The organism is Pseudomonas sp. BF-RE-21 (assembly GCF_019947305.1).
Lineage (GTDB): Bacteria > Pseudomonadota > Gammaproteobacteria > Pseudomonadales > Pseudomonadaceae > Aquipseudomonas > Aquipseudomonas migulae.
This window is the reverse complement of sequence record NZ_JAGYGF010000027.1, coordinates 35,118-55,270: the sequence shown is the minus strand read 5'-3', so window position 1 is coordinate 55,270 and position 20,153 is coordinate 35,118. Positions and strand designations below refer to the sequence as shown.

General features: G+C 59.1%; 21 protein-coding genes and 1 pseudogene. 4 read left to right on the top strand and 18 right to left on the bottom strand.

Annotation, left to right across the window (positions count from 1 at the left end; all coding sequences use genetic code 11):
• Nucleotides 1-37: 37 nt before the first annotated feature.
• The 3 genes from minE to minC all read right to left on the bottom strand — a co-directional run bounded on the left by minE (nt 38) and on the right by minC (nt 2,042).
• Nucleotides 38-292: a cell division topological specificity factor MinE gene (gene minE, locus KGB25_RS18170; RefSeq protein WP_007944431.1), complete on the bottom strand. Its 255-nt coding sequence runs from the start codon at nt 290-292 to the stop codon at nt 38-40.
• A complete protein-coding gene (gene minD / locus KGB25_RS18165; protein WP_008040547.1) occupies nt 292-1,104 on the bottom strand; it encodes a septum site-determining protein MinD in 813 nt (270 codons plus the stop codon). The genes minE and minD overlap by 1 nt, the downstream gene beginning before the upstream one ends.
• Before the next feature lie 200 nt (nt 1,105-1,304).
• Nucleotides 1,305-2,042 carry a septum site-determining protein MinC gene (gene minC / locus KGB25_RS18160; protein WP_032828916.1) on the bottom strand — a complete coding sequence of 246 codons (738 nt, stop codon included), beginning with the start codon at nt 2,040-2,042 and terminating at the stop codon, nt 1,305-1,307.
• A 118-nt stretch (nt 2,043-2,160) separates the two neighbouring features.
• Here minC and KGB25_RS18155 point away from each other — a divergent pair, with 118 nt between their 5' ends.
• Nucleotides 2,161-3,093 (top strand): lipid A biosynthesis lauroyl acyltransferase, encoded by a 933-nt coding sequence (locus KGB25_RS18155; RefSeq protein ID WP_008031451.1) that lies wholly within the window; start codon nt 2,161-2,163, stop codon nt 3,091-3,093.
• 158 nt (nt 3,094-3,251) lie between these two features.
• Complete coding sequence (locus KGB25_RS18145) at nt 3,252-4,424, top strand: patatin-like phospholipase family protein (protein WP_008040549.1); 1,173 nt, start codon at nt 3,252-3,254, stop codon at nt 4,422-4,424.
• A gap of 131 nt (nt 4,425-4,555) precedes the next feature.
• Here the strand turns inward: KGB25_RS18145 and KGB25_RS18140 are convergent, their stop codons facing one another.
• From KGB25_RS18140 to puuE, 8 genes are all read right to left on the bottom strand, one after another.
• Nucleotides 4,556-5,341, bottom strand: a complete 786-nt coding sequence (locus KGB25_RS18140) for an outer membrane protein OmpK (protein WP_207286354.1) — start codon at nt 5,339-5,341, stop codon at nt 4,556-4,558.
• A 375-nt stretch (nt 5,342-5,716) separates the two neighbouring features.
• Nucleotides 5,717-6,502 carry an outer membrane protein OmpK gene (locus KGB25_RS18135; protein WP_223436118.1) on the bottom strand — a complete coding sequence of 262 codons (786 nt, stop codon included), beginning with the start codon at nt 6,500-6,502 and terminating at the stop codon, nt 5,717-5,719.
• A 153-nt stretch (nt 6,503-6,655) separates the two neighbouring features.
• A complete protein-coding gene (locus KGB25_RS18130; RefSeq protein ID WP_192227309.1) occupies nt 6,656-8,014 on the bottom strand; it encodes a nucleobase:cation symporter-2 family protein in 1,359 nt (452 codons plus the stop codon).
• A 168-nt stretch (nt 8,015-8,182) separates the two neighbouring features.
• Complete coding sequence (locus KGB25_RS18125) at nt 8,183-9,475, bottom strand: urate hydroxylase PuuD (protein WP_223436116.1); 1,293 nt, start codon at nt 9,473-9,475, stop codon at nt 8,183-8,185.
• Nucleotides 9,476-9,525: 50 nt separating this feature from the next.
• On the bottom strand, nt 9,526-10,029 hold the full coding sequence (locus KGB25_RS18120) for an ureidoglycolate lyase (RefSeq protein WP_007960046.1): 504 nt from the start codon (nt 10,027-10,029) through the stop codon (nt 9,526-9,528).
• 116 nt (nt 10,030-10,145) lie between these two features.
• Nucleotides 10,146-11,141: an allantoicase gene (alc, locus tag KGB25_RS18115; protein WP_008031459.1), complete on the bottom strand. Its 996-nt coding sequence runs from the start codon at nt 11,139-11,141 to the stop codon at nt 10,146-10,148.
• Between the two features lie 88 nt (nt 11,142-11,229).
• On the bottom strand, nt 11,230-11,745 hold the full coding sequence (gene uraD / locus KGB25_RS18110; protein ID WP_008042802.1) for a 2-oxo-4-hydroxy-4-carboxy-5-ureidoimidazoline decarboxylase: 516 nt from the start codon (nt 11,743-11,745) through the stop codon (nt 11,230-11,232).
• A complete protein-coding gene (puuE, locus tag KGB25_RS18105; RefSeq protein WP_223436114.1) occupies nt 11,742-12,668 on the bottom strand; it encodes an allantoinase PuuE in 927 nt (308 codons plus the stop codon). The genes uraD and puuE overlap by 4 nt, the downstream gene beginning before the upstream one ends.
• Before the next feature lie 419 nt (nt 12,669-13,087).
• Between puuE and uraH the strand changes: the two genes are divergently transcribed.
• Nucleotides 13,088-13,441: a hydroxyisourate hydrolase gene (gene uraH, locus KGB25_RS18100; RefSeq protein ID WP_008031462.1), complete on the top strand. Its 354-nt coding sequence runs from the start codon at nt 13,088-13,090 to the stop codon at nt 13,439-13,441.
• A 213-nt stretch (nt 13,442-13,654) separates the two neighbouring features.
• Here uraH and KGB25_RS18095 read toward each other — a convergent pair whose 3' ends face one another.
• From KGB25_RS18095 to KGB25_RS18085, 3 genes are all read right to left on the bottom strand, one after another.
• A complete protein-coding gene (locus tag KGB25_RS18095; protein ID WP_008031463.1) occupies nt 13,655-14,281 on the bottom strand; it encodes a LysE family translocator in 627 nt (208 codons plus the stop codon).
• A gap of 68 nt (nt 14,282-14,349) precedes the next feature.
• A complete protein-coding gene (locus KGB25_RS18090; protein ID WP_008031464.1) occupies nt 14,350-15,699 on the bottom strand; it encodes an NCS2 family permease in 1,350 nt (449 codons plus the stop codon).
• Nucleotides 15,700-16,007: 308 nt separating this feature from the next.
• Complete coding sequence (locus tag KGB25_RS18085) at nt 16,008-16,451, bottom strand: MarR family winged helix-turn-helix transcriptional regulator (protein ID WP_223436112.1); 444 nt, start codon at nt 16,449-16,451, stop codon at nt 16,008-16,010.
• Nucleotides 16,452-16,534: 83 nt separating this feature from the next.
• Between KGB25_RS18085 and KGB25_RS18080 the strand changes: the two genes are divergently transcribed.
• Nucleotides 16,535-17,701: a PLP-dependent aminotransferase family protein gene (locus KGB25_RS18080; protein WP_223436110.1), complete on the top strand. Its 1,167-nt coding sequence runs from the start codon at nt 16,535-16,537 to the stop codon at nt 17,699-17,701.
• Nucleotides 17,702-17,878: 177 nt separating this feature from the next.
• On the opposite strand, the gene KGB25_RS18075 is transcribed toward KGB25_RS18080, so the two are convergent.
• The 4 genes and pseudogenes from KGB25_RS18075 to KGB25_RS18060 all read right to left on the bottom strand — a co-directional run bounded on the left by KGB25_RS18075 (nt 17,879) and on the right by KGB25_RS18060 (nt 19,966).
• Nucleotides 17,879-18,250, bottom strand: coding sequence for a glutathione S-transferase N-terminal domain-containing protein (locus KGB25_RS18075; protein WP_008042800.1), 372 nt, complete (start codon nt 18,248-18,250; stop codon nt 17,879-17,881).
• 101 nt (nt 18,251-18,351) lie between these two features.
• A complete protein-coding gene (gene folE / locus KGB25_RS18070) occupies nt 18,352-18,897 on the bottom strand; it encodes a GTP cyclohydrolase I FolE (protein ID WP_032832746.1) in 546 nt (181 codons plus the stop codon).
• 22 nt (nt 18,898-18,919) lie between these two features.
• A pseudogene (locus tag KGB25_RS30620) lies at nt 18,920-19,148 on the bottom strand (site-specific integrase); the annotation flags it as partial.
• 143 nt (nt 19,149-19,291) lie between these two features.
• The gene (locus KGB25_RS18060) at nt 19,292-19,966 is read right to left on the bottom strand and encodes a polysaccharide lyase family 7 protein (RefSeq protein ID WP_008042798.1); all 675 of its coding nucleotides are present in this window, start codon (nt 19,964-19,966) and stop codon (nt 19,292-19,294) included.
• Nucleotides 19,967-20,153: the final 187 nt, after the last annotated feature.

The following is a 20,153-nucleotide window of genomic DNA, read 5'->3' as shown; positions in this document are numbered from 1 at the left end:
CAAAAGCCTGAGCCGCCGTGGCTCCCGACGGGTCGACTCAGCGATCCGGCAGGGTGATATTGAGTTCCAGAATCGAGCAGCTACCCTGGTTTTCCAGGGCGACATGCACGTCATCGGACCCGATATTGACGTACTTGCGGATGACTTCGACCAGCTCTTTCTGCAAGGCTGGCAAGTAATCCGGCGTACTGCGTTGGCCGCGTTCATGCGCCACGATGATCTGTAGACGCTCTTTCGCTACCGAGGCGGTACTTGGCTTCTTGTTAGCACGAAAGAAGTCAAAAATGTTCATTACCGGCCTCCAAACAGACGCTCAAAGAATCCTTTCTTCGTCACATCGAGAAACCGATGCTCCACGGTTTTGCCCAGCAGGCGTTCGACCGCATCGCTGTACGCCTGACCGGCGTCGCTTTGATCGTCGAGAATCACCGGCACGCCGGAGTTGGACGCCTTGAGTACCGCTTGGGACTCAGGGATCACACCCAGCAGGGTCACAGCGAGAATTTCCTTGACGTCTTCAACGCCGAGCATCTCGCCATCGCTGACGCGTTGCGGGTTGTAACGGGTCAACAGCAAGTGTTCCTTGATCGGGTCTTCGCCGTTTTCGGCGCGACGCGATTTGCTGGCCAGCAGGCCCAGCATGCGGTCCGAGTCACGAACCGAGGAGACTTCCGGGTTGGTCACGACGATCGCTTCATCGGCGAAGTACATGGCCAGGTGAGCACCTTTCTCGATGCCGGCCGGGGAGTCGCAGACCACGAATTCGAAGTCTTCCTTCAACGCCATCAGGACTTTTTCCACGCCTTCGACAGTCAGCGCGTCTTTGTCGCGGGTCTGACTGGCGGCCAGTACGTAGAGGTTTTCCAGGCGTTTGTCTTTGATCAGGGCCTGTTGCAGGTTGGCTTCGCCGTTAACCACGTTGACGAAGTCATACACGACGCGACGCTCGCAACCCATGATCAGGTCGAGGTTACGCAAGCCGACGTCGAAGTCGACGATAACTGTTTTGTGACCGCGCAGTGCGAGGCCGGTACCGATAGCAGCACTGGTGGTGGTCTTACCCACACCACCCTTGCCGGATGTAACCACGAGAATCTTGGCCAAGGTGTTTCACCCCTAAGGAAAAAGGACATTTAGCCCCTGAAAAACATCTCTGGAAAAACGACTGCAGTCGGACAGCTTGGCTGGAATCCGGTCATGAACCGCGCTTACCCCCGGTAAACACTGCTTTAGGCCTTTTTCCTACTTCGTTTGAGCCGTTTTCGCTACGTTTTAGAGATGCTTGGAAAATGCGGCAGTATCCGTTAAAGCCGAATGATGTTCAACACATCGCCCGACAGGCTGACCTGTACACCCGCGCCCCACAAAGGGTCGCGACGCAGATCTTCCGAAACCTTGTAGTGGCCTGCGATGGAGACCAGTTCAGCGCTCATTTGCTGACAGAAAATCCTGGCTTTCGTGTCGCCTTTGACCCCGGCCAATACACGACCACGCATCGGTCCGTATACATGGATGTTGCCGTCGGCGAGAAGTTCCGCCCCCGGGCTGACCGAAGAGATCACGACGAGGTCGCAACCCTGGGCATAAATCTGCTGGCCGCCGCGTACCGGCGAGGTGATGATTTTCGTCGGTTTGATCGTCGGTTCAGCGGGTTTTTCCGGTTTCTTCGCCACGGTGCCTTCAAGCGGGTCCAGCGGACGCTCGCGGGCGCCGGACGGCGGCAGCACCGGCAGGTCGACCGCGATGGCGGCGGCGATGTCTTCGATGCGACTGGCACGGATCGCCAGGGTGCGCAGGCCGTGCTGGCGGCAGACGCGCATCAAGCCTGGCAGATCGACCGCACCTTCGCTGGCCGGAAGCTTGTCCAGCGCCAGTACCAGCGGCGCGTTGCTGAAGAAGCCGGGCGCCTGGGCGACCTTGGCGGCCAATTGCCGATCAAGGCTTTCGAGGTCGTTGCGGGCCAGCTCCAGCACGGTAATGGCGAGCATGCTGCCCTTCAACTGGAACACGGGATCCTGGTCTTGCGGTTCGATTTGGCTCATGGTCGGCATACAACGGCTTGTCACTAAAAGTGCCGAGACTTATAACGAGAACGCTCGCGAGCCGCAAGCCGGGTCGAACGATGTAGAATGCGCGGCCATTGTCTTTCCGGAACCTTTAATGGATCGCCCGCGTTTTCAAAAAACATTTCTGATGCCGCGTTTCTGGCCGCTGTGGTGCGGCTTGGGGCTGTTGTGGCTGATCGTTCAGTTGCCATACCCGGCGCTGCTGTTTATTGGTCGTGCCCTCGGTGCATTGATGTATCGCGCGGCGGGCGACCGACGGCGCATTGCCAAGCGCAACCTGGAGCTGTGCTTCCCGGAAAAATCCGCTGCCGAGCGCAAGCGCCTGCTCAAGGAAAACTTTGCCTCCACCGGCATCGCATTCTTTGAAATGGCCATGAGCTGGTGGTGGTCGCGGGAGCGCCTGGCCAGGTTGGCGCATGTCGAAGGGCTGGAGCACCTGAAAAAGGCCCAGCGCGAAGGCAAGGGCGTGATTCTGATGGCCGTGCATTTCACCACGCTGGAAATCGGCGCGGCGCTGCTCGGCCAGCAACACACCATCGACGGCATGTACCGCGAGCACAAGAACCCGCTGTTCGATTACATCCAGCGCAATGGCCGTGAGCGACACAACCTCGACTCGCTGGCCGTGGAGCGTGAAGACGTGCGCGGCATGCTCAAACTGCTGCGGGCCGGCCGGGCGATCTGGTACGCACCGGATCAGGACTACGGCGCCAAGCAAAGCATCTTCGTGCCGTTGTTCGGGATTCAGGCCGCGACCGTCACTGCCACCAGCAAGTTTGCGCGGCTGGGCAAGGCGCTGGTGGTGCCGTTCACGCAAGAGCGTCTGGCGGACGGCAGCGGTTATCGCTTGGTGATCCATGCGCCGCTCGAAGGTTTCCCCGGCGAGACCGAAGAGGCCGATTGCCTGCGGATCAACCAATGGATCGAAGGCGTCTTGCGCGACTGCCCGGAGCAATACCTCTGGGCCCATCGCCGCTTCAAGAGTCGTCCGCCGGGCGAACCCAAGTTGTACGCAAAACGCGGTTGAACCCCCAATCCCTGTAGGAGCGAGCCTGCTCGCGAAAAACCCGAGAGCGTCGCGGAGTGTCAGGCAGCCAACGTCATCGTTGACGACCATTGCCGGCAAGCCGGTCTCGCTCCTACAGGGGAATGGAAAATTCCAACTAGCACCATGGAGAGTTGTGCATGAGTCCAGGCGAACCGGTTACAGGGTTGATTCTTTCCGGCGGCGGGGCTCGGGCGGCCTATCAGGTCGGCGTGCTGGCAGCGATTGCCGAATTGCTGCCGGTGGGGGCAAACAATCCGTTCCCGGTGATCGTCGGCACCTCGGCCGGGGCGATCAATGCGGTCAGCCTCGCCAGTGGGGCGATGGACTTTCGCAATGCCATCGAACGCCTGACTGCTTTCTGGCAAGGGTTCCGTAGCCATCTGGTTTTGCGCAGCGACTGGCCGGGCGTGATCCGTCAGGCCAGCCGGTTTGTCAGCCACAGTCTGCTCGGCATCGGCGCTCAGGTGCCGGTGGCCCTGCTCAACAGCTCGCCGCTGCGCCGGTTGCTCAACGACAAATTGCACATGACCGGCATCGCCGAAGCCATCGCGCAGAAGCAGTTGAAGGCCGTGGCGGTCACCGCGTTCGGTTACGAATCGGGTCAGGCAGTCACCTTCTATCAGGGTGGCGGCACCATCGACGCCTGGTTACGCCATCGACGCATCGGCGTTCCTGCGCAGTTGACCGTCGAGCACCTGCTCGCCAGCTCCGCCATCCCGCTGCTGTTCGCCCCGGTAAAAATCGGCGAGGAATATTTCGGTGACGGCGCGGTGCGCCAATCGGCACCGATCAGCCCGGCCCTGCACCTGGGTGCCAGCCGCGTGCTGGTGGTGGGCGTCAGCGGCAACCCGCGCGGTGTCGACCCGGAACGACCGCTGCAACGGGCCTACACCGGACAGCAGCCGACGCTCGCGCAGATCGGTGGGCACATGCTCAACAGTACGTTCATTGACAGCCTGGAAAGTGACATCGAACTGCTGCAGCGCTTGAATCAGTTCAGCCATCTGATGCCCGCCGGCACGCCGACCCGCACGCTCGGCGTAGCGCCGGTGGAGGTGCTGGTGATTTCGCCGAGCCAGCCGATTGATGAGATCGCTGCGCGACATCGCCAGGAGTTGCCGGCAGCGCTGCGTCTGTTTTTGCGCGGGCCGGGTGCGACCAAGACCAGTGGGGCGGGGGTGTTGAGTTATCTGCTGTTCGAGGCGGGGTATTGCAGCGAGTTGATAGATCTGGGGCGGCGGGATGCGTTGGCCAAGAAGGATGAGTTGTGTCGGTTTCTTGGGTTGGTGCAGCCGGTGGTAGCAGCTTGAGATCGGCGGTGCGGCCTTCGCGGGCAAGCCACGCTCCCACAGGTTTTGTGTCGTTCACATAATGGGCGAACGACACAAAACCTGTAGGAGCATGGCTTGCCCGCGAAGGCGTCCTCACAGACGCCGCTGGATCAGAAGTGGAACTTCACCAGGAAGCTCGTCGTGCTCTGATCAGTCTTGAAGTACTGGCTATCCTTAATCCCGTACTTGTCCGACCAATAGTCATACTCCACACCCACATACAACTGTTTCTCGCCAAAATTCAGCGCTTTACCCAGGTCATATTTAACCTGCGGGTTGAAGTGCAGGTTGGCGTGGTAGTCGCCTTTGGAGTTGGAGTCGTTGTCGACTACCCAGTCCATGAAACCATCGATCAGGATGCTCGAATCGCCGACCGGGATGGTGTAGGACCAAACCGGGGTGATCTGCCAGACGTTGTCGCCCGCACGGCTGCCTTCGGTATGACGCTGGTAGAAGTTCAGCTGGAAGTAGTCGAAGCCTGGAATCGCCAGGTCGAAACCCGGGCCGATCAGGTAGGACTCGGTATCGCCTTCACCAAACTCGTACGTCATGGCCAGCAACACGTCTTTGACCGGGCCGAATCCGATTTTCTGGTCGAGGACTTTGCCCAGGGAAATGCGTGGGCTGAACTCACCGTAATAGGTGTTCGGGCCGACGTTGAAATCCTTTTCGCCGTTGTAGAAGATCTTGTCGACGAAGAAGAAGTTATCCCCATATTTCCAGCCATCGGCGTGTTCGAAGGTCACGGTCTGCTGAATGCGCGGGTTGACCTGGAAGTCCTTGCCATACAGGTAGGTCAGGCTGTTGTTCTGCCATTGCAGCAAGTCGCCGGCCATGGCCTGGCCCCCGGCCAGCAAGGATCCCGCCAGCATCAGGCTAGTGCACGTACGTTTCATTCGGTTGCTCCCAAAAAGTAGGTGTTTCACGTTGTTTTTTTAAGGTCGGCGCTCTGGTGTGGCGCCTTTTTCCGTAGCGGTAAAAAATCATCCAATCGGTCAGCTTCAGTGGTGTTAGCAAGAGCTGCGCCAAGGCTTTCGAAAAGCAAAAAAACTCCCGTTCGGCGGCTCAAGAGCCGTCGATTGAGAGGGGGGTTGGAATGCCTTGATACCGTCCAGGGCCGGGATAAGTTGGCTTTCTGGTCAGGAATTAAATCCGGGCTTTTTTTTAAAGCGGATTCAGGCGGCCGCGGAGAATACTGACTCCAGGGCCGGGTCTCAAGTGCCCCGCAACAGCGCACCGACGACAGGTTTGGGGCATTGTTGCGGGTCATCTTAAAAGTGCACCTTCACCAGCAGGCTGGTGGTGTTTTCATTGGTGTCGAGGCGGGCGTTGTTTTCCACGCCGTACTTGTCTTTCCAGTAGCTGTACTCGACGCCGACATACACTTGTTTCTCCCGCCAGCCCAGGGCCTTGCCCAGGTCGTATTTGATCTGCGGGTTGAAATGCAGGTTGGCGTGATAGGTGCCGCGCGAGTTCTGGTCGTTGTCCACGACCCAGTCGAGGTAGCCGTCGATCAACAGGTTCGAATTGCCCAGCGGGACGGTGTAGGACCAGGCCGGTGTGATCTGCCAGACATCATCGCCGGGGCGCGAGCCTTCGGTCTGGCGATAGTAGAAATTCAAGGTGAAAAAGTTGAAGCCCGGTACTGCAAGGTCGAAGCCGGGGCCGATCAGGTAGGCTTCGGTGTCGTCTTCGCCATTCTCGTAGGTCATGGCCAGCAACACGTCCTTGATCGGGCCGAATTCGAAGTGGCGGTCGAGAATTTTGCCGAAGGAGAGGCGTGGGCTGAATTCGCCGTAATAGGCGTGAACGCCTTTGTTCCGGTCTTTCTCGCCGTTGTAGTAGGTGCTGTCGACGAACAGGAAGTTGTCGCCGTACTTCCAGCGGTCGGCGTGTTCGAAGGTGATCGTCTGCTGAATCGACGGGTTGATCGCGAAATCCTTGCCGTACAGATAGCTCAGGCTGTTGGTCTGCCACAGCAGTAAATCGCCGGCCATGGCTTGGCTGGCAGCCAGAAGACCGCTGCCTAACAGCAGGTTTGTCTGTGTCCGAATCATCTGTTGCTCCCTCTTGTTTTTATTTTCAAGGCGCAGGTGTCCCACCCCTGTAGGAGTCGGCTTGCTGGCGATGAGGTCAGAACATCCAACATTGATGTCGTCTGACCCACCGCTTCGCCAGCAAGCCGGCTCCTACAGGGTTTGCGTTCTGTCTTAGTGCGAGTGGGCGTGGCAGTCGTTGATCGCGGCGCGTTCCTTGCCGCCGAGGATGTTGAACAGCAGGTTCAGCGCCAAGGCACTCAACGTTGCCATGGCGATGCCGCTGTGGGTGATCGGGCTCATCCACAACGGCAGGTGGGCGAAGAACTCCGGACGTACCACCGGAATCAGGCCCATGCCGATGCTCACCGCCACCAGCAATTGGTTGCGACGGTCACCGATGTCGGCTTCCTGGAGAATCTTGATCCCGGTGGCGGCGACCATGCCGAACATCGCAATCGCCGCACCGCCGAGCACGGCGGGTGGAATCGAGGCGACCAGGAACGCGGCTTTCGGCAGCAGGCTCAATACGATCAGCAACCCGCCGGCAACGATGGTCACCGAACGGCAGCGCACGCCGGTCATCTGCACCAGGCCGATGTTCTGCGCGAAAGAGGAATGGGTGAAGGTGTTGAAGAAACCGGCGAAGAACGACGCACCGGCATCGCACAGCAAGCCGCGACGCAGCATCCGTGGGCAGACTTCCTGGCCGGTGATTTTGCCCAGCGCGAGGAACATCCCGGTGGACTCGACGAAGATGATCACCACCACCAGGCACATCGACAGAATCGGCGCGAGTTCAAACTTCGGCATGCCGAAGTGCAGCGGGGTGACGAATTGCAGCCAAGGCGCCTGGGCCATGCCGCTGAGGTCGACCATGCCGATCAACCCGCAGATCACGTAACCGAGGCACATGCCGATCAGCACGGAAATGTTGACCCAGAAACCGCGCATGAAACGATGGACCAACAGAATGGTTGCCAGCACCAGCGCGGCGATGGCCAGGTAAATCGGTGAACCGAATTGAGCGGCGCCGGCACCACCGCCCGCCCAATTGACGGCGACGGGGAACAACGACAAACCGATCGAGGTGATGACCGTGCCGGTCACCAGCGGTGGGAAGAACCGAACGACTTTGGACATGAACGGTGCGATGAGCATGCCGAAGAACCCGGCGGCAATGGTCGCGCCGAAGATCCCTTGCAGGCCGATACCGGGCATGCCGGCCATGGCGACCATGCTGCCGACGGCGGCGAAGCTGGCGCCCATCATCACTGGCATGCGAATGCCCATCGGGCCGATGCCCAGCGACTGGACGATGGTGGCGATGCCGGCCACCAGCAGGTCGGCGTTGATCAGGAAGGCGATTTCTTCACGACTCAGGCCAGCGGCCTGTCCGATGATCAGCGGCACCGCGATGGCTCCGCCGTACATCAGCAAAACATGTTGCAGACCGACCAGGATCAGTTGCAAAAGGGGCAAACGCTGAATGGCGGGTGCGTCGGGGATGCGCGCTTGGGATAGCTCGGACATGCAACACCTCGGATCTTTTTTATTCTTGTGATTTTGTGCATCAGGGGAGACCGCGGCGCGGCCATTCGCGGGCAAGCCTCGCTCCTACAGGTTCTGGGGCGATTTGCATCATTTGTGAACGACGCAAAACCTGTAGGAGCGAGGCTTGCCCGCGAAGCTTTTCAACGGTTAATTGGTCGGAGCTCCCTGAACAATCCACGCGCCGATCAGGTCACGTTCCTGCTGGGTCATCTGGGTGATGTTGCCCAGTGGCATGATCTGGCTGGTGACGGCTTGAGCCTGGATGCGCGCCGCGTTCTGGCGGATCTGCTCGGGGGTATCGAACATCACGCCGGCCGGTGCTGCGCTGAACAACGGGCTGGTCGGCTTGGCCGAGTGGCATACCGCGCAACGTTCCTGGATCACGCTGTGTACCTTGTCGAAACCCGGGCCGGCGTTTGCCGCCTGGACCGGTGCTTCAGCAGGTTTCGGTGTGGCAGGTTTGGCGCCACCGCCGAGGGCGGTTTCCGGCAGCGGCTGGTACTCGATGGTGCCAGGTGCCTTGGCCACTTCAGGTGCGCTTGGCATCTGCGCCGGGCCAGTCACGTAAGCCAGGCAGATCATGCCCACGGCTGCGACGGGCAGGGTCCAGGCAAACTTGTGGCTGTCATGACGGGTGTTGAAGTAGTGACGCACCAACACCGCCAGCACCGCGATCCCGGCCAGGATCAGCCAGTTGTACTGGCTGCCATAAGTGCTCGGGAAGTGGTTGCTGATCATGATGAACAGCACCGGCAAGGTGAAGTAGTTGTTGTGACGCGAACGCAGCAGGCCTTTGGCCGGCAGTGCCGGATCGGGCGTGCGGTTCTCGGCAATCGCCGCTACCAGTGCGCGCTGCGCCGGCATGATGATGCGGAACACGTTGCCGACCATGATGGTGCCGATGATCGCGCCGACGTGCAGGTACGCACCACGACCGCTGAACACTTTGCTGAAGCCGTAAGCGGCGCCAATGATCAGCACGAACAGGATGAAGCCGAGCAGGGCAGGGCGTTTGCCCAGGGCCGAGTCGCAGAGGAAGGAGTAGACGAACCAGCCAACGAACAAAGAAGCGATGCCCAGGGCAACACCTTCAGGGCCGGTCAGGCTGCTGCCCGGTGCCAGCAGGTACAGCGTCGGGTTGGAGTAGAACACCACGCACAGCAGCGCGATCCCCGACATCCAGGTGAAGTAGGCTTCCCATTTGAACCAGTGCAGGTTGTCCGGCATGGTCGGTGGAGCCAGTTTGTATTTTTCCAGGTGATAGATACCGCCGCCGTGGATCGCCCACAAATCGCCGGCCAGACCACTTTTCGGGTTGACCCGATTGAGGTTGTTTTCCAGCCAGACGAAATAGAACGACGCACCGATCCAGGCCACGCCAGTAATCATGTGAACCCAGCGCACGCTCAGGTTCAGCCATTCCAACAGATGTGCTTCCACAGTCTTTACCTCTCGCCTGTCACTCTGTTGTCGAGTGATCAGACCTTCTCTTATTGGTGGGGGGCGAGGATCAAACGCTCATCCTCTTTGAAAAAATGCTCATCGCAGTTATTGCCTGTGCCACTGCGATCAACCACCAGGAAGTCATCCCGCTTTTCGATCGTCAGCACCGGGTGGTGCCAGACGCCGCGATGGTAATTAATGCCCTGCCTGCCGTTGGTGACGAAGGCGCGGACCAAGCCTGATACAGGTTCATCGCCAAGTGGCGCGACCACGATCAGAAAGGGGTTGCCGAGCAGCGGAATGAAAGCCTGGCTGCCCAGCGGGTGACGCTCCAGCATGCTGACGGTCAGCGGCATGTCCTGCGCGTCGGCGCGGAAAATGCTGATGATCGCGTTGTCTTCTGGCGTGGCGGTTTCCACCGTCGCCAGTTTATGAAAGCGCATGGTCGAACCGTTGTTGATCATGAAGTGATCGCTGCCGTCGGTTTCGATCACGTCACCGAAAGGGGCGAAGGCTTCTTTGGTCAGCGGTTCAATCGTCAGTGTGCGCATGCTGGTCTTCTTATCCAAAATTTGTGTTGTTTGATCTGGCGTCTTCGCGGGCAAGCCTCGCTCCTACGGTCGGTGATACCTGTAGGAGCGAGGCTTGCCCGCGAATGGCGCGCCGCTTATTTAGCGACCTTGCCCAGGACACGCAGGCGGCTCACACCGCCATCCGGGAACACGTTCAGGCGGATGTGGGTGATTGGGCCCAGTGCCTTGATCTGCTCGGCGAAGGTGTGTTCGGCGTGCATTTCCAGTTTCTGCGCCGGCAACAGTTCGCGCCAGAACAGCGATTGGGTTTCGATCTGGCTGTCGGTGCCGCCCTTCACAAAGGCGCCCTGGATCGAGCAGGTGTCCGGGTAGTTGCCCTTGAAGTGCAGGGTGTCGACGACGACTTTTTCGATCTCGCCGGCATGGCCCAGTGCGACGATGACCCAGTCATTGCCCGGCGTGCGACGACGTGCGGTTTCCCAGCCGTCGCCCATGTTGATGCCACGGCCCGGGTTGAGGATGTTGCTCATGCGGCCGAAGTGTTCGTCGGAGCAGGCGAGGGCGCGGCCACCGTTCAGGGCGGCGGCCAGGTCCACTTGTTCGTTGTCGCCGACAGCGGACCAGTCGCGGAACGGAATGCCGTAGACACGCAGACGGGCCACGCCGCCATCCGGGTAGATGTTGAAGCGCAGGTGGCTGAAGGCCTGGTCGTTGCTGATTTCGTGGTAGTGATGGCTGTTGCCTTGCAGCTCGACGGCCGACAGCACTTCAGTCCACTGGGTGTTGTCGTCCGGTTCGCCAGACGCGAGGAAGCAGGCTTCCAGCGAAGCCGACGGCGGGAAGTTGCCGGTGAAGAATGAAGTGTCGATGTCTACGCCTTTGATCGAACCCGGCACGCCCAGGCGGATTACCGCGCTGTCGTAGCCTTCGAAGCGTTTGCGACGCGATTCCCAGCCGTCCATCCACTTGCCGTTGTCATCGAACACGCCCTCCTTCCACACGGCCGGGGTCGGTTGGAACAGACGGTTGGCGTCTGCGAACCAGTCATCGGTGACCGAAATGATTTTGGTGCCCAGGCGGGCGTCGGCCAGGTTGACGAACTTCTCGAAAGGTACGGCGTAAGCTTTCATTCTTCTTGTCTGCCTTTAATAAGTTGGCTTGGGATGCTTGCAGTGCCCTGGGCGATGTTTGCGTCCAATGTCGCTCGGGCAAGGCTCGCTATAGGGTCAGTAATCGGAACAGGGCGATCTTGTTGATCTCCGCCAGCGCGCACTTGAACTCGGTTTCTGCCGGGTTGTGAATGCGCGTTTCGAACGCCGCGAGGATCTGATGCCGGTTGCTGCCTTTTACCGCCATGATGAAGGGAAACTTGAACTTGGCTTTGTAGGCGTCGTTCAGCTCGGTGAAGCGAGAAAACTCTTCGGCCGTGCATTGGTGAATACCGGCGCCAGCCTGTTCATTGGTGCTGGCTTCGGTCAACTGGCCCTGGACGGCGGCTTTGCCGGCCAGGTCCGGGTGAGCGTTGATCAGGGCCAACTGGCTTTCGTGATCAGCGCTCAACAGGATGTCGCTCATGCGCTGGTGCAGGGTTTCGATCTCGTCGATCGAAGCGTCCTGGCCCAGGTCGAAGGCCTTCTCGGCCACCCATGGCGAATGTTCGTAGATGTCGGCGAAAGCGGTGACGAACGCGTCGCGGCTCAGGGTCGAGGGTTTCAGGGTTTGAAAGGTGCTCATTTGGCAGCCCCTTGGTACGGGTGGGTTTCGTGCCAGTGGCGAGCGATGTCGACGCGGCGGCTGAACCACACCTGTTCATGACTTTTAGCGTATTCGATAAAGCGCTTGAGCGAGGCGAGACGCGCCGGACGGCCGATCAGCCGGCAGTGCAGACCGATCGAGAGCATTTTTGGCGCTTCGGCACCTTCGGCGTACAGCACATCGAAAGCGTCTTTCAGGTATTCAAAAAAGTCGTCGCCCTTGTTGAAGCCCTGGACCTGGGTGAAGCGCATGTCGTTGGTGTCCAGGGTGTACGGGATCACCAGGTGCGGCTTGCCGGTCGGGTTGTTCGGTTCCCAGTAGGGCAGGTCGTCGTCGTAGGTGTCGCAGTCGTAGAGAAAGCCGCCTTCTTCCATCACCAGCCGACGGGTGTTCGGGCCGGTGCGGCCGGTGTACCAGCCCAGTGGGCGTTCGCCGGTGATTTCGGTGAGGACGCGGATCGCTTCGAGCATGTGCTCACGTTCCTGTGCTTCGTCCATGTACTGGTAGTCGATCCAGCGATAGCCGTGGCTGCAGATCTCGTGACCGGCATCGACCATCGCGCGGATCACGTCCGGGTGGCGCTGGGCGGCCATGGCCACGGCGAAGATGGTCAGCGGAATGTCGGATTCCTTGAACAGTTTCAGAATCCGCCAGACGCCGGCGCGGCTGCCATACTCGTAAAGGGATTCCATGCTCATGTTGCGCGCGCCTTGCAGCGGCTGCGCCGAGACCATTTCCGAAAGGAAGGCTTCGGACTCTTTATCGCCGTGCAGGATGTTGCGCTCGCCGCCTTCTTCGTAATTGAGCACGAAAGACAGGGCGATGCGCGCATTGCCCGGCCAGTGTGGGTGAGGAGGGTTACTGCCGTAACCGATCAGGTCGCGTGGGTAGTCAGCGCTCACTGCAGTCTTCCTTCTTATTCGTTGACAGGTTGTGTGGCGGCCTGGCGATGGGATGACAGGCTGGCGTCACAGCGATGGGCTGATTGTATACAACTTTATATCCACTTTGTAAGCCTGAATTTTCGCATTTTTCATCTGCTGTCATCTTGGAGTGCTACTGCAAGAAACCTGCCCAGTTGGTCAGCTAATGGATAGAAGGTCCGCTGCTCGCATGGTTTGGCGTCAGATTGACTGCGAATCCTTGAATGGCGGTGCTGGCTGCAAAAATGTCGTTTTTATTGTGTACAATTTTTATGAAAAGTGTCTTAATCAGTCGCTCGCCGCAGCTTTTCGTGCTCCGAATCGGTGCGGTCTCCTTTTCAACTGACTTCGGGAGGCGCGAGGTCTGACTGCTCCAAGCAGGCAGGCGCGCAGAATCAATGGGACGTTTGACTACACACGTTTTGGACGCTGCACACGGTTGCCCGGGCAGCTCGATCAAGGTCGAGTTGTACCGCGTTGAAGGCTCGCAGCTGGAATTGGTCGCCAGCGCAATCACCAACAGCGACGGCCGCGTCGATGCCCCGCTGCTGCAGGGCGATGACTACCGCACCGGGGTCTATCAGGTGCAGTTTCATGCGGGCGATTACTACCGCGCCCGTGGCGTTCAGCTGCCGGAGCCTGCGTTCCTGGATGTGGTGGTGCTGCGGTTTGGCATCTCTGCGGAACAGGATCACTACCATGTGCCGCTGCTGATTTCGCCTTATAGCTATTCCACGTACCGCGGCAGCTGATCCCCCAAGCAGCTGTCGCCTCCGAGAAGCGACTGCGCATATAGCTTCTTTGGTCTTTCGCCCGCTCACACTGCGGGCTTTTTTTCGTCCCGAGGAATGTGGTGAATGTGCCGACGCCTTCGCGGGCAAGCCTCGCTCCTACAGGTTTTGTGTCGTTCCCGATAAATGTGATCGACATAAAACCCGTAGGAGCGAGGCTTGCCCGCGAAGCTCTTAACGGCTCAACAGCGACGCTGCGCCGGCACCGCTAAACAGTCCGGCACTCACCCGGTTAAACCAGCTCTGCCCCTTGCCACTGCGCAGATACCGCGCCGCACCATGGGCACCTAACCCGTAAGCCAATTTGCACAGCAGATCCAACACCGTCCACGTAGCAATCATCACCAGCAACTGCGGCAGGAACGGTTGCCCGGCGCTCAAGAACTGTGGCAGGAACGCGGCAAAGAACAGGATGTCTTTCGGATTGCTCGCACCCAGCACAAATGCGCGCCCGAACAGGGCACGGAAACGTGGCACCGGCGCAGCCTGGGGCACTTCGGCGCCGACCGATGGCTGGCGCGATTGCTGCCAGCTCTGCCAGGCGAGGTAGAACAGGTACAGCGCTCCGACGATTTTCAATGCACTGAACAGCTGTTCCGAGGCCAGCAACAACGCCCCCAATCCCAACGCGGAAGCGCTGAGCAAGCAGATCGACGCAATCACGCCACCCAAAAACGCCGGGTAAGAACGACGCAAACCGTAATTCAGACTGTTGCTGATCATCAGCAACGACAGTGGCCCCGGGATCAGGATCACCACCAGCGCAGCGCCGCTGAACAGCAGCCAGGTTTCCAGACTCATCACTTTCCTCCATTTGCACAAAAGCCTCACCCGACGGGGTGAGGCTGTTTTCAAGCGAGTACCTGTGTTTACAAGAAGATGAACTTGGCGATGAAGATCGCGCAGAGCACCCACAGGCTCACGGAAATTTCCTTGTATTTACCGGTTCCGGCTTTCAACGCCACATAGGTGATGAAGCCCAGCGCAATACCGTCGGCGACCGAGAAGGTCAGCGGCATCATGATCGCGGTGACGATCGCCGGAATGCTGTCGGTCGCTTCGTCCCATTCGATGTGCGCCATGCCGCCCATCATCAGCATCGCCACGTAAATCAGCGCGCCGGCTGTTGCATAAGCGGGGATCATGCCAGCCAGCGGTGCGAAAAACATGGCTGCAATAAATAACACACCTACGGTCACTGCGGTAAGACCAGTCCGACCACCAGCGGCTACACCCGCGGCACTTTCCACGTAACTTGTTACCGGAGGAACACCCACCACGGCACCGAATACGCTGGAGGCGCTGTCAGCTTTCATGGCGCGGGAAAGGTTTTCGATGCGGCCATCCGCGTTCACCAGGTTGGCGCGCTGGGCGACGCCCATCAAAGTGCCGGCGGTGTCGAACATGTGCACGAAGAGGAAGGCCAGCACCACGCTGATCATGCTGACGTTGAATACGCCGGCAACGTTCATGGCCATCCAGGTCGGTGCCAGGCTCGGCGGTGCCGACATGATCCCTTCGTAATGCACCAGGCCCAGACCCCAGCCGGCCAGCGTTACGGTGATGATGCTGATGAGAATCGCACCGAACACCTTGTGGTAGCTGAGCACGGCGATCATCAGGAAGCAGATGGCGGCGAGCAGCGGGCCGGGTTCACGCAGGGAGCCGAGCTTGATCAGCGTCGCCGGGCTATCGACGACGATGCCGGCGGTTTTCAAGCCGATCAGGCCGAGGAACAGACCTACGCCGGCGCCCATCGCAAAGCGCAGGCTCACCGGAATGCTGTTGAGCAGCCATTCGCGGATCTTGGAGAAGGTCAGGATCATGAACAACACACCGGACACGAACACTGCACCGAGTGCGGTTTCCCAGTTGTAGCCCATGGTGCCGACCACGGTGTAGGTGAAGAAGGCGTTGAGGCCCATGCCCGGCGCGAGGCCGACTGGCCAGTTGGCGTACAGGCCCATCAACAGGCAACCCAGCGCAGCCGCGATGCACGTTGCAACGAATGCCGCGCCGTGATCGATCCCGGCGTCGGCCATGATGTTGGGGTTGACGAAGATGATGTAAGCCATGGTGATGAAGGTTGTCAGACCGGCAATCAACTCGGTCTTCACCGTGGTGCCATGCAAGCTGAGTTTGAAGATGCGTTCCAGCCAGCCATTGCGTAATGGCGGCGAGAGTTCCAGCGACGGGGCTTCGGATTTGCGGCTTTCCACAGCGAGTACTCCTCAAGAGTTTTATTGTTATTTCCAGGGCCGGACCCATGAGGGTGGCAGCGGCCCTTTGAGGCATTCGCGAATTTGTTGACCGCTTGGTCAGGAACTCGCACGCAGTGGATTATGCTTTTGTATACAAATAATGCAAATAATGTTTTTGATTTTGTAGACGAAAAGTTTGGCGATCGGGATATATCGCCAGTAAGGACGCCATCGCGGGCAAGCCTCGCTCCTACAAAAGCGGCGCATATCCTGTAGGAGCGAGCGGTGCGGCGATCCGACTTGCCCGCGAAGGCGGTTTCCAGGATTCAGTTTTTTTGTTGGTTCTCCCCCAACGCCAGATTCACCGCCAACCACCCATTCACCGCCGTCTCCCCAGCCTCGGCAAACACCCGCTCCAGCAGTTTCACCTGCTCTCGCCGCAACGACTGCTCAAACCGCGCCCCTTCCACGGTCAGTTCCAGCAGCCGTTTACGCTTGTCGGTCTCGGACGCAACGCTGTCCACCAGGTGCATTTCCACCAACTGGCGCAGTGGAATGTTCAGTGCCTGCTTGCTCACGCCGAGCAATGCCAGCAACTCCTTGACGCTGAGATTCGGGTATCGGGCGATGAAAAACACAATGCGTTGATGCACCCGGCTCAAGCCGCGACGTTCGAGCATTTCGTCGGCCTTGGCGGTGAACGCCTGGTAGCCGAAGAAAAACGCTTCCATGGCCTGTTGCTGGGAGGCGGGATTTTTAAGGTCAAGCATGTTGACGTATCCGTTCGGGTTGTCGTAATTTCGGTCAACCAGTTTGACTCATTTTCCTCAGGCCTCGCTACCGGTGACCCCCCATGGCTTTTTCCGAACGTGTCTCGCGCCTTAAAAGTTCTTTGATTCGTGAAATTCTCGCCGCCGCCCAGCGCCCGCAAGTGATGTCGTTCGCCGGTGGCTTGCCGGCCGAAGTCATGCTGCCGACCGTCGAATGGGCCGACATGCCGCTGTCCATCGGCCAATACGGCATGAGCGAAGGCGAACCGGAATTGCGCGAGGCCTTGGCCGCCGAGGCGCGAGCACTGGGCGTGCCCTGTGAGGCGAGTCAGGTATTGGTGGTCAGCGGCTCGCAGCAAACCCTCGATCTGGCGGCCAAGCTCTACATCGACAAAGGCACCGAGATCCTGCTCGAAGCGCCGACGTATTTGGCGGCGTTGCAGATCTTTCAACTGTTTGGCGCCGACTGCATCACCGTGCCGCTGGAGGCCGATGGCCCTAATCTGCTTGAGCTGCGCACGCGTCTGGAAAAGCACCAGCCTGCTTTCATCTACCTGATCCCGACTTTCCAGAACCCGTCGGCGGTGCGCTACAGCGAGGCCAAGCGCGATGCGGTCGCCGCGTTGCTGGATGAGTTCGGCGTCACCCTGATCGAAGACGAGCCGTATCGCGAGCTGACGTTTGATGGCGGCAGTGCCAGGCCAATCGTCAGTCGCTTGAAAAAGACCAGCTGGATCTACACCGGCACCGTGTCGAAAACCCTGTTGCCGGGGCTGCGAGTCGGCTACCTGATTGCCAGTCCGGACCTGTTTCCGCATTTGCTGAAGCTCAAGCAGTCCGCCGATCTGCACACCAACCGCGTCGGCCAGTGGCAAGCGCTGCAATGGATCGGTACCGAGAAATTCCAGCAGCACCTGAGTGAACTGCGGGATTTTTACCGGGTGCGCCGGGATGCGTTTCAGTCGGCGCTGGAAACGCATTTTTCTGATTTGGCAGAGTGGAACGTGCCGCAGGGCGGGCTGTTTTTCTGGTTGACGCTGAAACAACCGCTGGACACGCGCACGTTGCTCAAGCCTGCACTGGCGGCGGATGTGGCGTTCATGCCGGGTGAGCCGTTTTTTCCGGAGCCGGACAATCACCCGGGGCATTTACGGCTGAACTTCAGCCACATCGATCCGGCGCGGCTGGATGAAGGGTTGAAGCGATTGGCGGCGGTGGTGCGACAGGCGCAGGCAGCGGAAGCGGCCTGATCGCAGAGATAAAAAAACCGGCTCATGGGCCGGTTTTTTTTTGTTTGAGATTTGTGGTGGTTGATCCGACGCCTTCGCGGGCAAGTCGGATCGCCGCACCGCTCGCTCCTACAGAAGATGCATAACCTGTAGGAGCGAGGCTTGCCCGCGAAGAGGCCGTCAGCCACACCACAAACCTCACGCCGCCGCGAATCGCTTGTCCAGATAATCAATGATCACCTTGGACTCATACATCCAGGTGGTCTGGCCATTCTCTTCAATGCGCAGGCACGGGACCTTGATCTTGCCGCCTTGCTCCAGCAGAACCTGACGATCCTGCTCGTTGTTCTTCGCATCACGCAACGCCACCGGCACGTTCAGGCGGCGCAGGGTGCGGCGGGTTTTCACGCAGAACGGGCAGGCGTGGAACTGATACAGCGTCAGGTCCTTGGCAGCCGCTTCAACCTGAGCCTGGGCGGCGGCAGGGCGCTGCTTTTTGCCGGGACGGGTGATGAAGTCGATGAAAATGATCAGTTGGCCGAGGCCGACACGAAGCGCTTTAACGAACACGGTACAAGCCTCACGGGGCGAAAGAAGGCGCGCAGCTTACCTGATTTTTCGCAGACGAAAAAAAACCGGTGATGAATGCCGGTTTTCTTCGTTGCTGCGAATTACTTGATCAGGCTGAGAAACTCGCTGCGGGTCGCAGCGTTTTCGCGGAACTCACCGAGCATCACCGAGGTGATCATCGTCGAATTCTGCTTCTCCACACCGCGCATCATCATGCACATGTGCTTGGCCTCGATCACCACCGCAACGCCCAGGGCGCCGGTGACTTGCTGGACCGCATCGGCGATCTGGCGGCTGAGGTTTTCCTGGATCTGCAGGCGGCGGGCGTACATATCGACGATCCGCGCGACTTTCGACAGGCCCAGCACTTTGCCGCTCGGGATATAAGCGACGTGGGCTTTGCCGATGAACGGCAGCAGGTGGTGTTCGCACAACGAGTAGAGCTCGATGTCTTTCACCAGCACCATTTCGCTGTTGTCGGAGCTGAACAAGGCACCGTTGGTGACTTCTTCCAGTGTCTGTTCATAACCGCGGCAGAGGTACTGCATGGCTTTGGCGGCACGTTTTGGCGTGTCGAGCAGGCCCTCGCGGGAGACGTCCTCGCCCAATTGGCCGAGAATCGCGGTGTAATTCTGTTCCAGTGTCACAGGGGCTGATTCCATAAGGGTTTCAGAGGGGTACTGTTTCTGTCTGTACCAATGTTGTACCAATCGAACTCGTTTCAAACGGCCCGTTCACTCTGGTCGATGCCGGAGTTGATTCGTCGGGCGTGGTCGATAGCAACATCTGAACGCTACGACCGAGCTGATTGGCAATAAAACGCAGGGTTCATCCCCGACATGAGGCACATGGTAGCGTATGTGTGACGGCAGTTGTATTGCCAGCGGGCGCGAAGCCCAAAATCGGTCGTTGCGGCCTGCAAGTGTTCGTCGGTCGCGCAGGCCTGCCGGATTTTATCCGCATCCCGCTACAGCCTGTCGCCAGGCTGCAGCAGTGATGTTCCCCTGAAACCTGTTTTGCTCATCAGGCCGAGCAGGTCTATCAGGCGTGAGTGATCGACAGATCGCTGATGATGCAGACAGAACCGTCTAGCGGGTCGGTGGTGTCGGAGTAATCGATCTGGTTGTACACGCCGCCGTGAAAGGCAAGCGTCTTCGTGTCCCAAGTGTTGTCGAGGCGCATGATCGCGGAAGTGGATTTGACGCCGTTACAGCTGGCCGATACAGAAACGGCGCCGCTCGAGTTGGCGTGAATGTTGATTTTGAAAAGTGCACCGAGTGGTACGTTCTCCAACACCGTCGAGTTGACCGGATCGTCCTGGAGGTAGCTTGACCGGAACCCCATGGTGATTTTTCCTTTGTTCCAGAACACCTTCACCGGAGGTCGTTCTGAACCCTTCACATGAATTTGGCCAATCACGACTTTCTGCAGCGAGTTGACTTTGGTCAGTCGCATTTCCTGGCGGTTCCAGTGGTCCGCTGCGCTGGAGAACAGCCAGTAACCTGGCTCCTTCCACTCACAGCGAGTTCGTAGCGTGCTCTTGCTGGACGCTCCAAGCGTCGGCGCCGTCATCTGCAGCGAACCATCTTCAAGCATTGAGATGACGTCGGGGCATTCGAGCAGTGCGCGCCAGCCGATGAGCTCAAGCGCAATCGGGTTGGTGTCGGAGATTGGAAGCGGGGTAGCGATGGTGAAGTTGCTGATGTCTACAGTCATGGTTTTTACCTCAGTCCATTGATGTCGCTTTTTGCTCTGGTGAGCCTTGCGTTTGATGCAGGCCTACATCCCACTGCCCACTCAATGAATGGGCAGAAGTGATAGTTGGCAGCTTCCGATCGATTTCCCGTTGGCTTGAATACGAATATAGGCGTTCCCATATTTTTTGTAAACGGGTATTCCCATA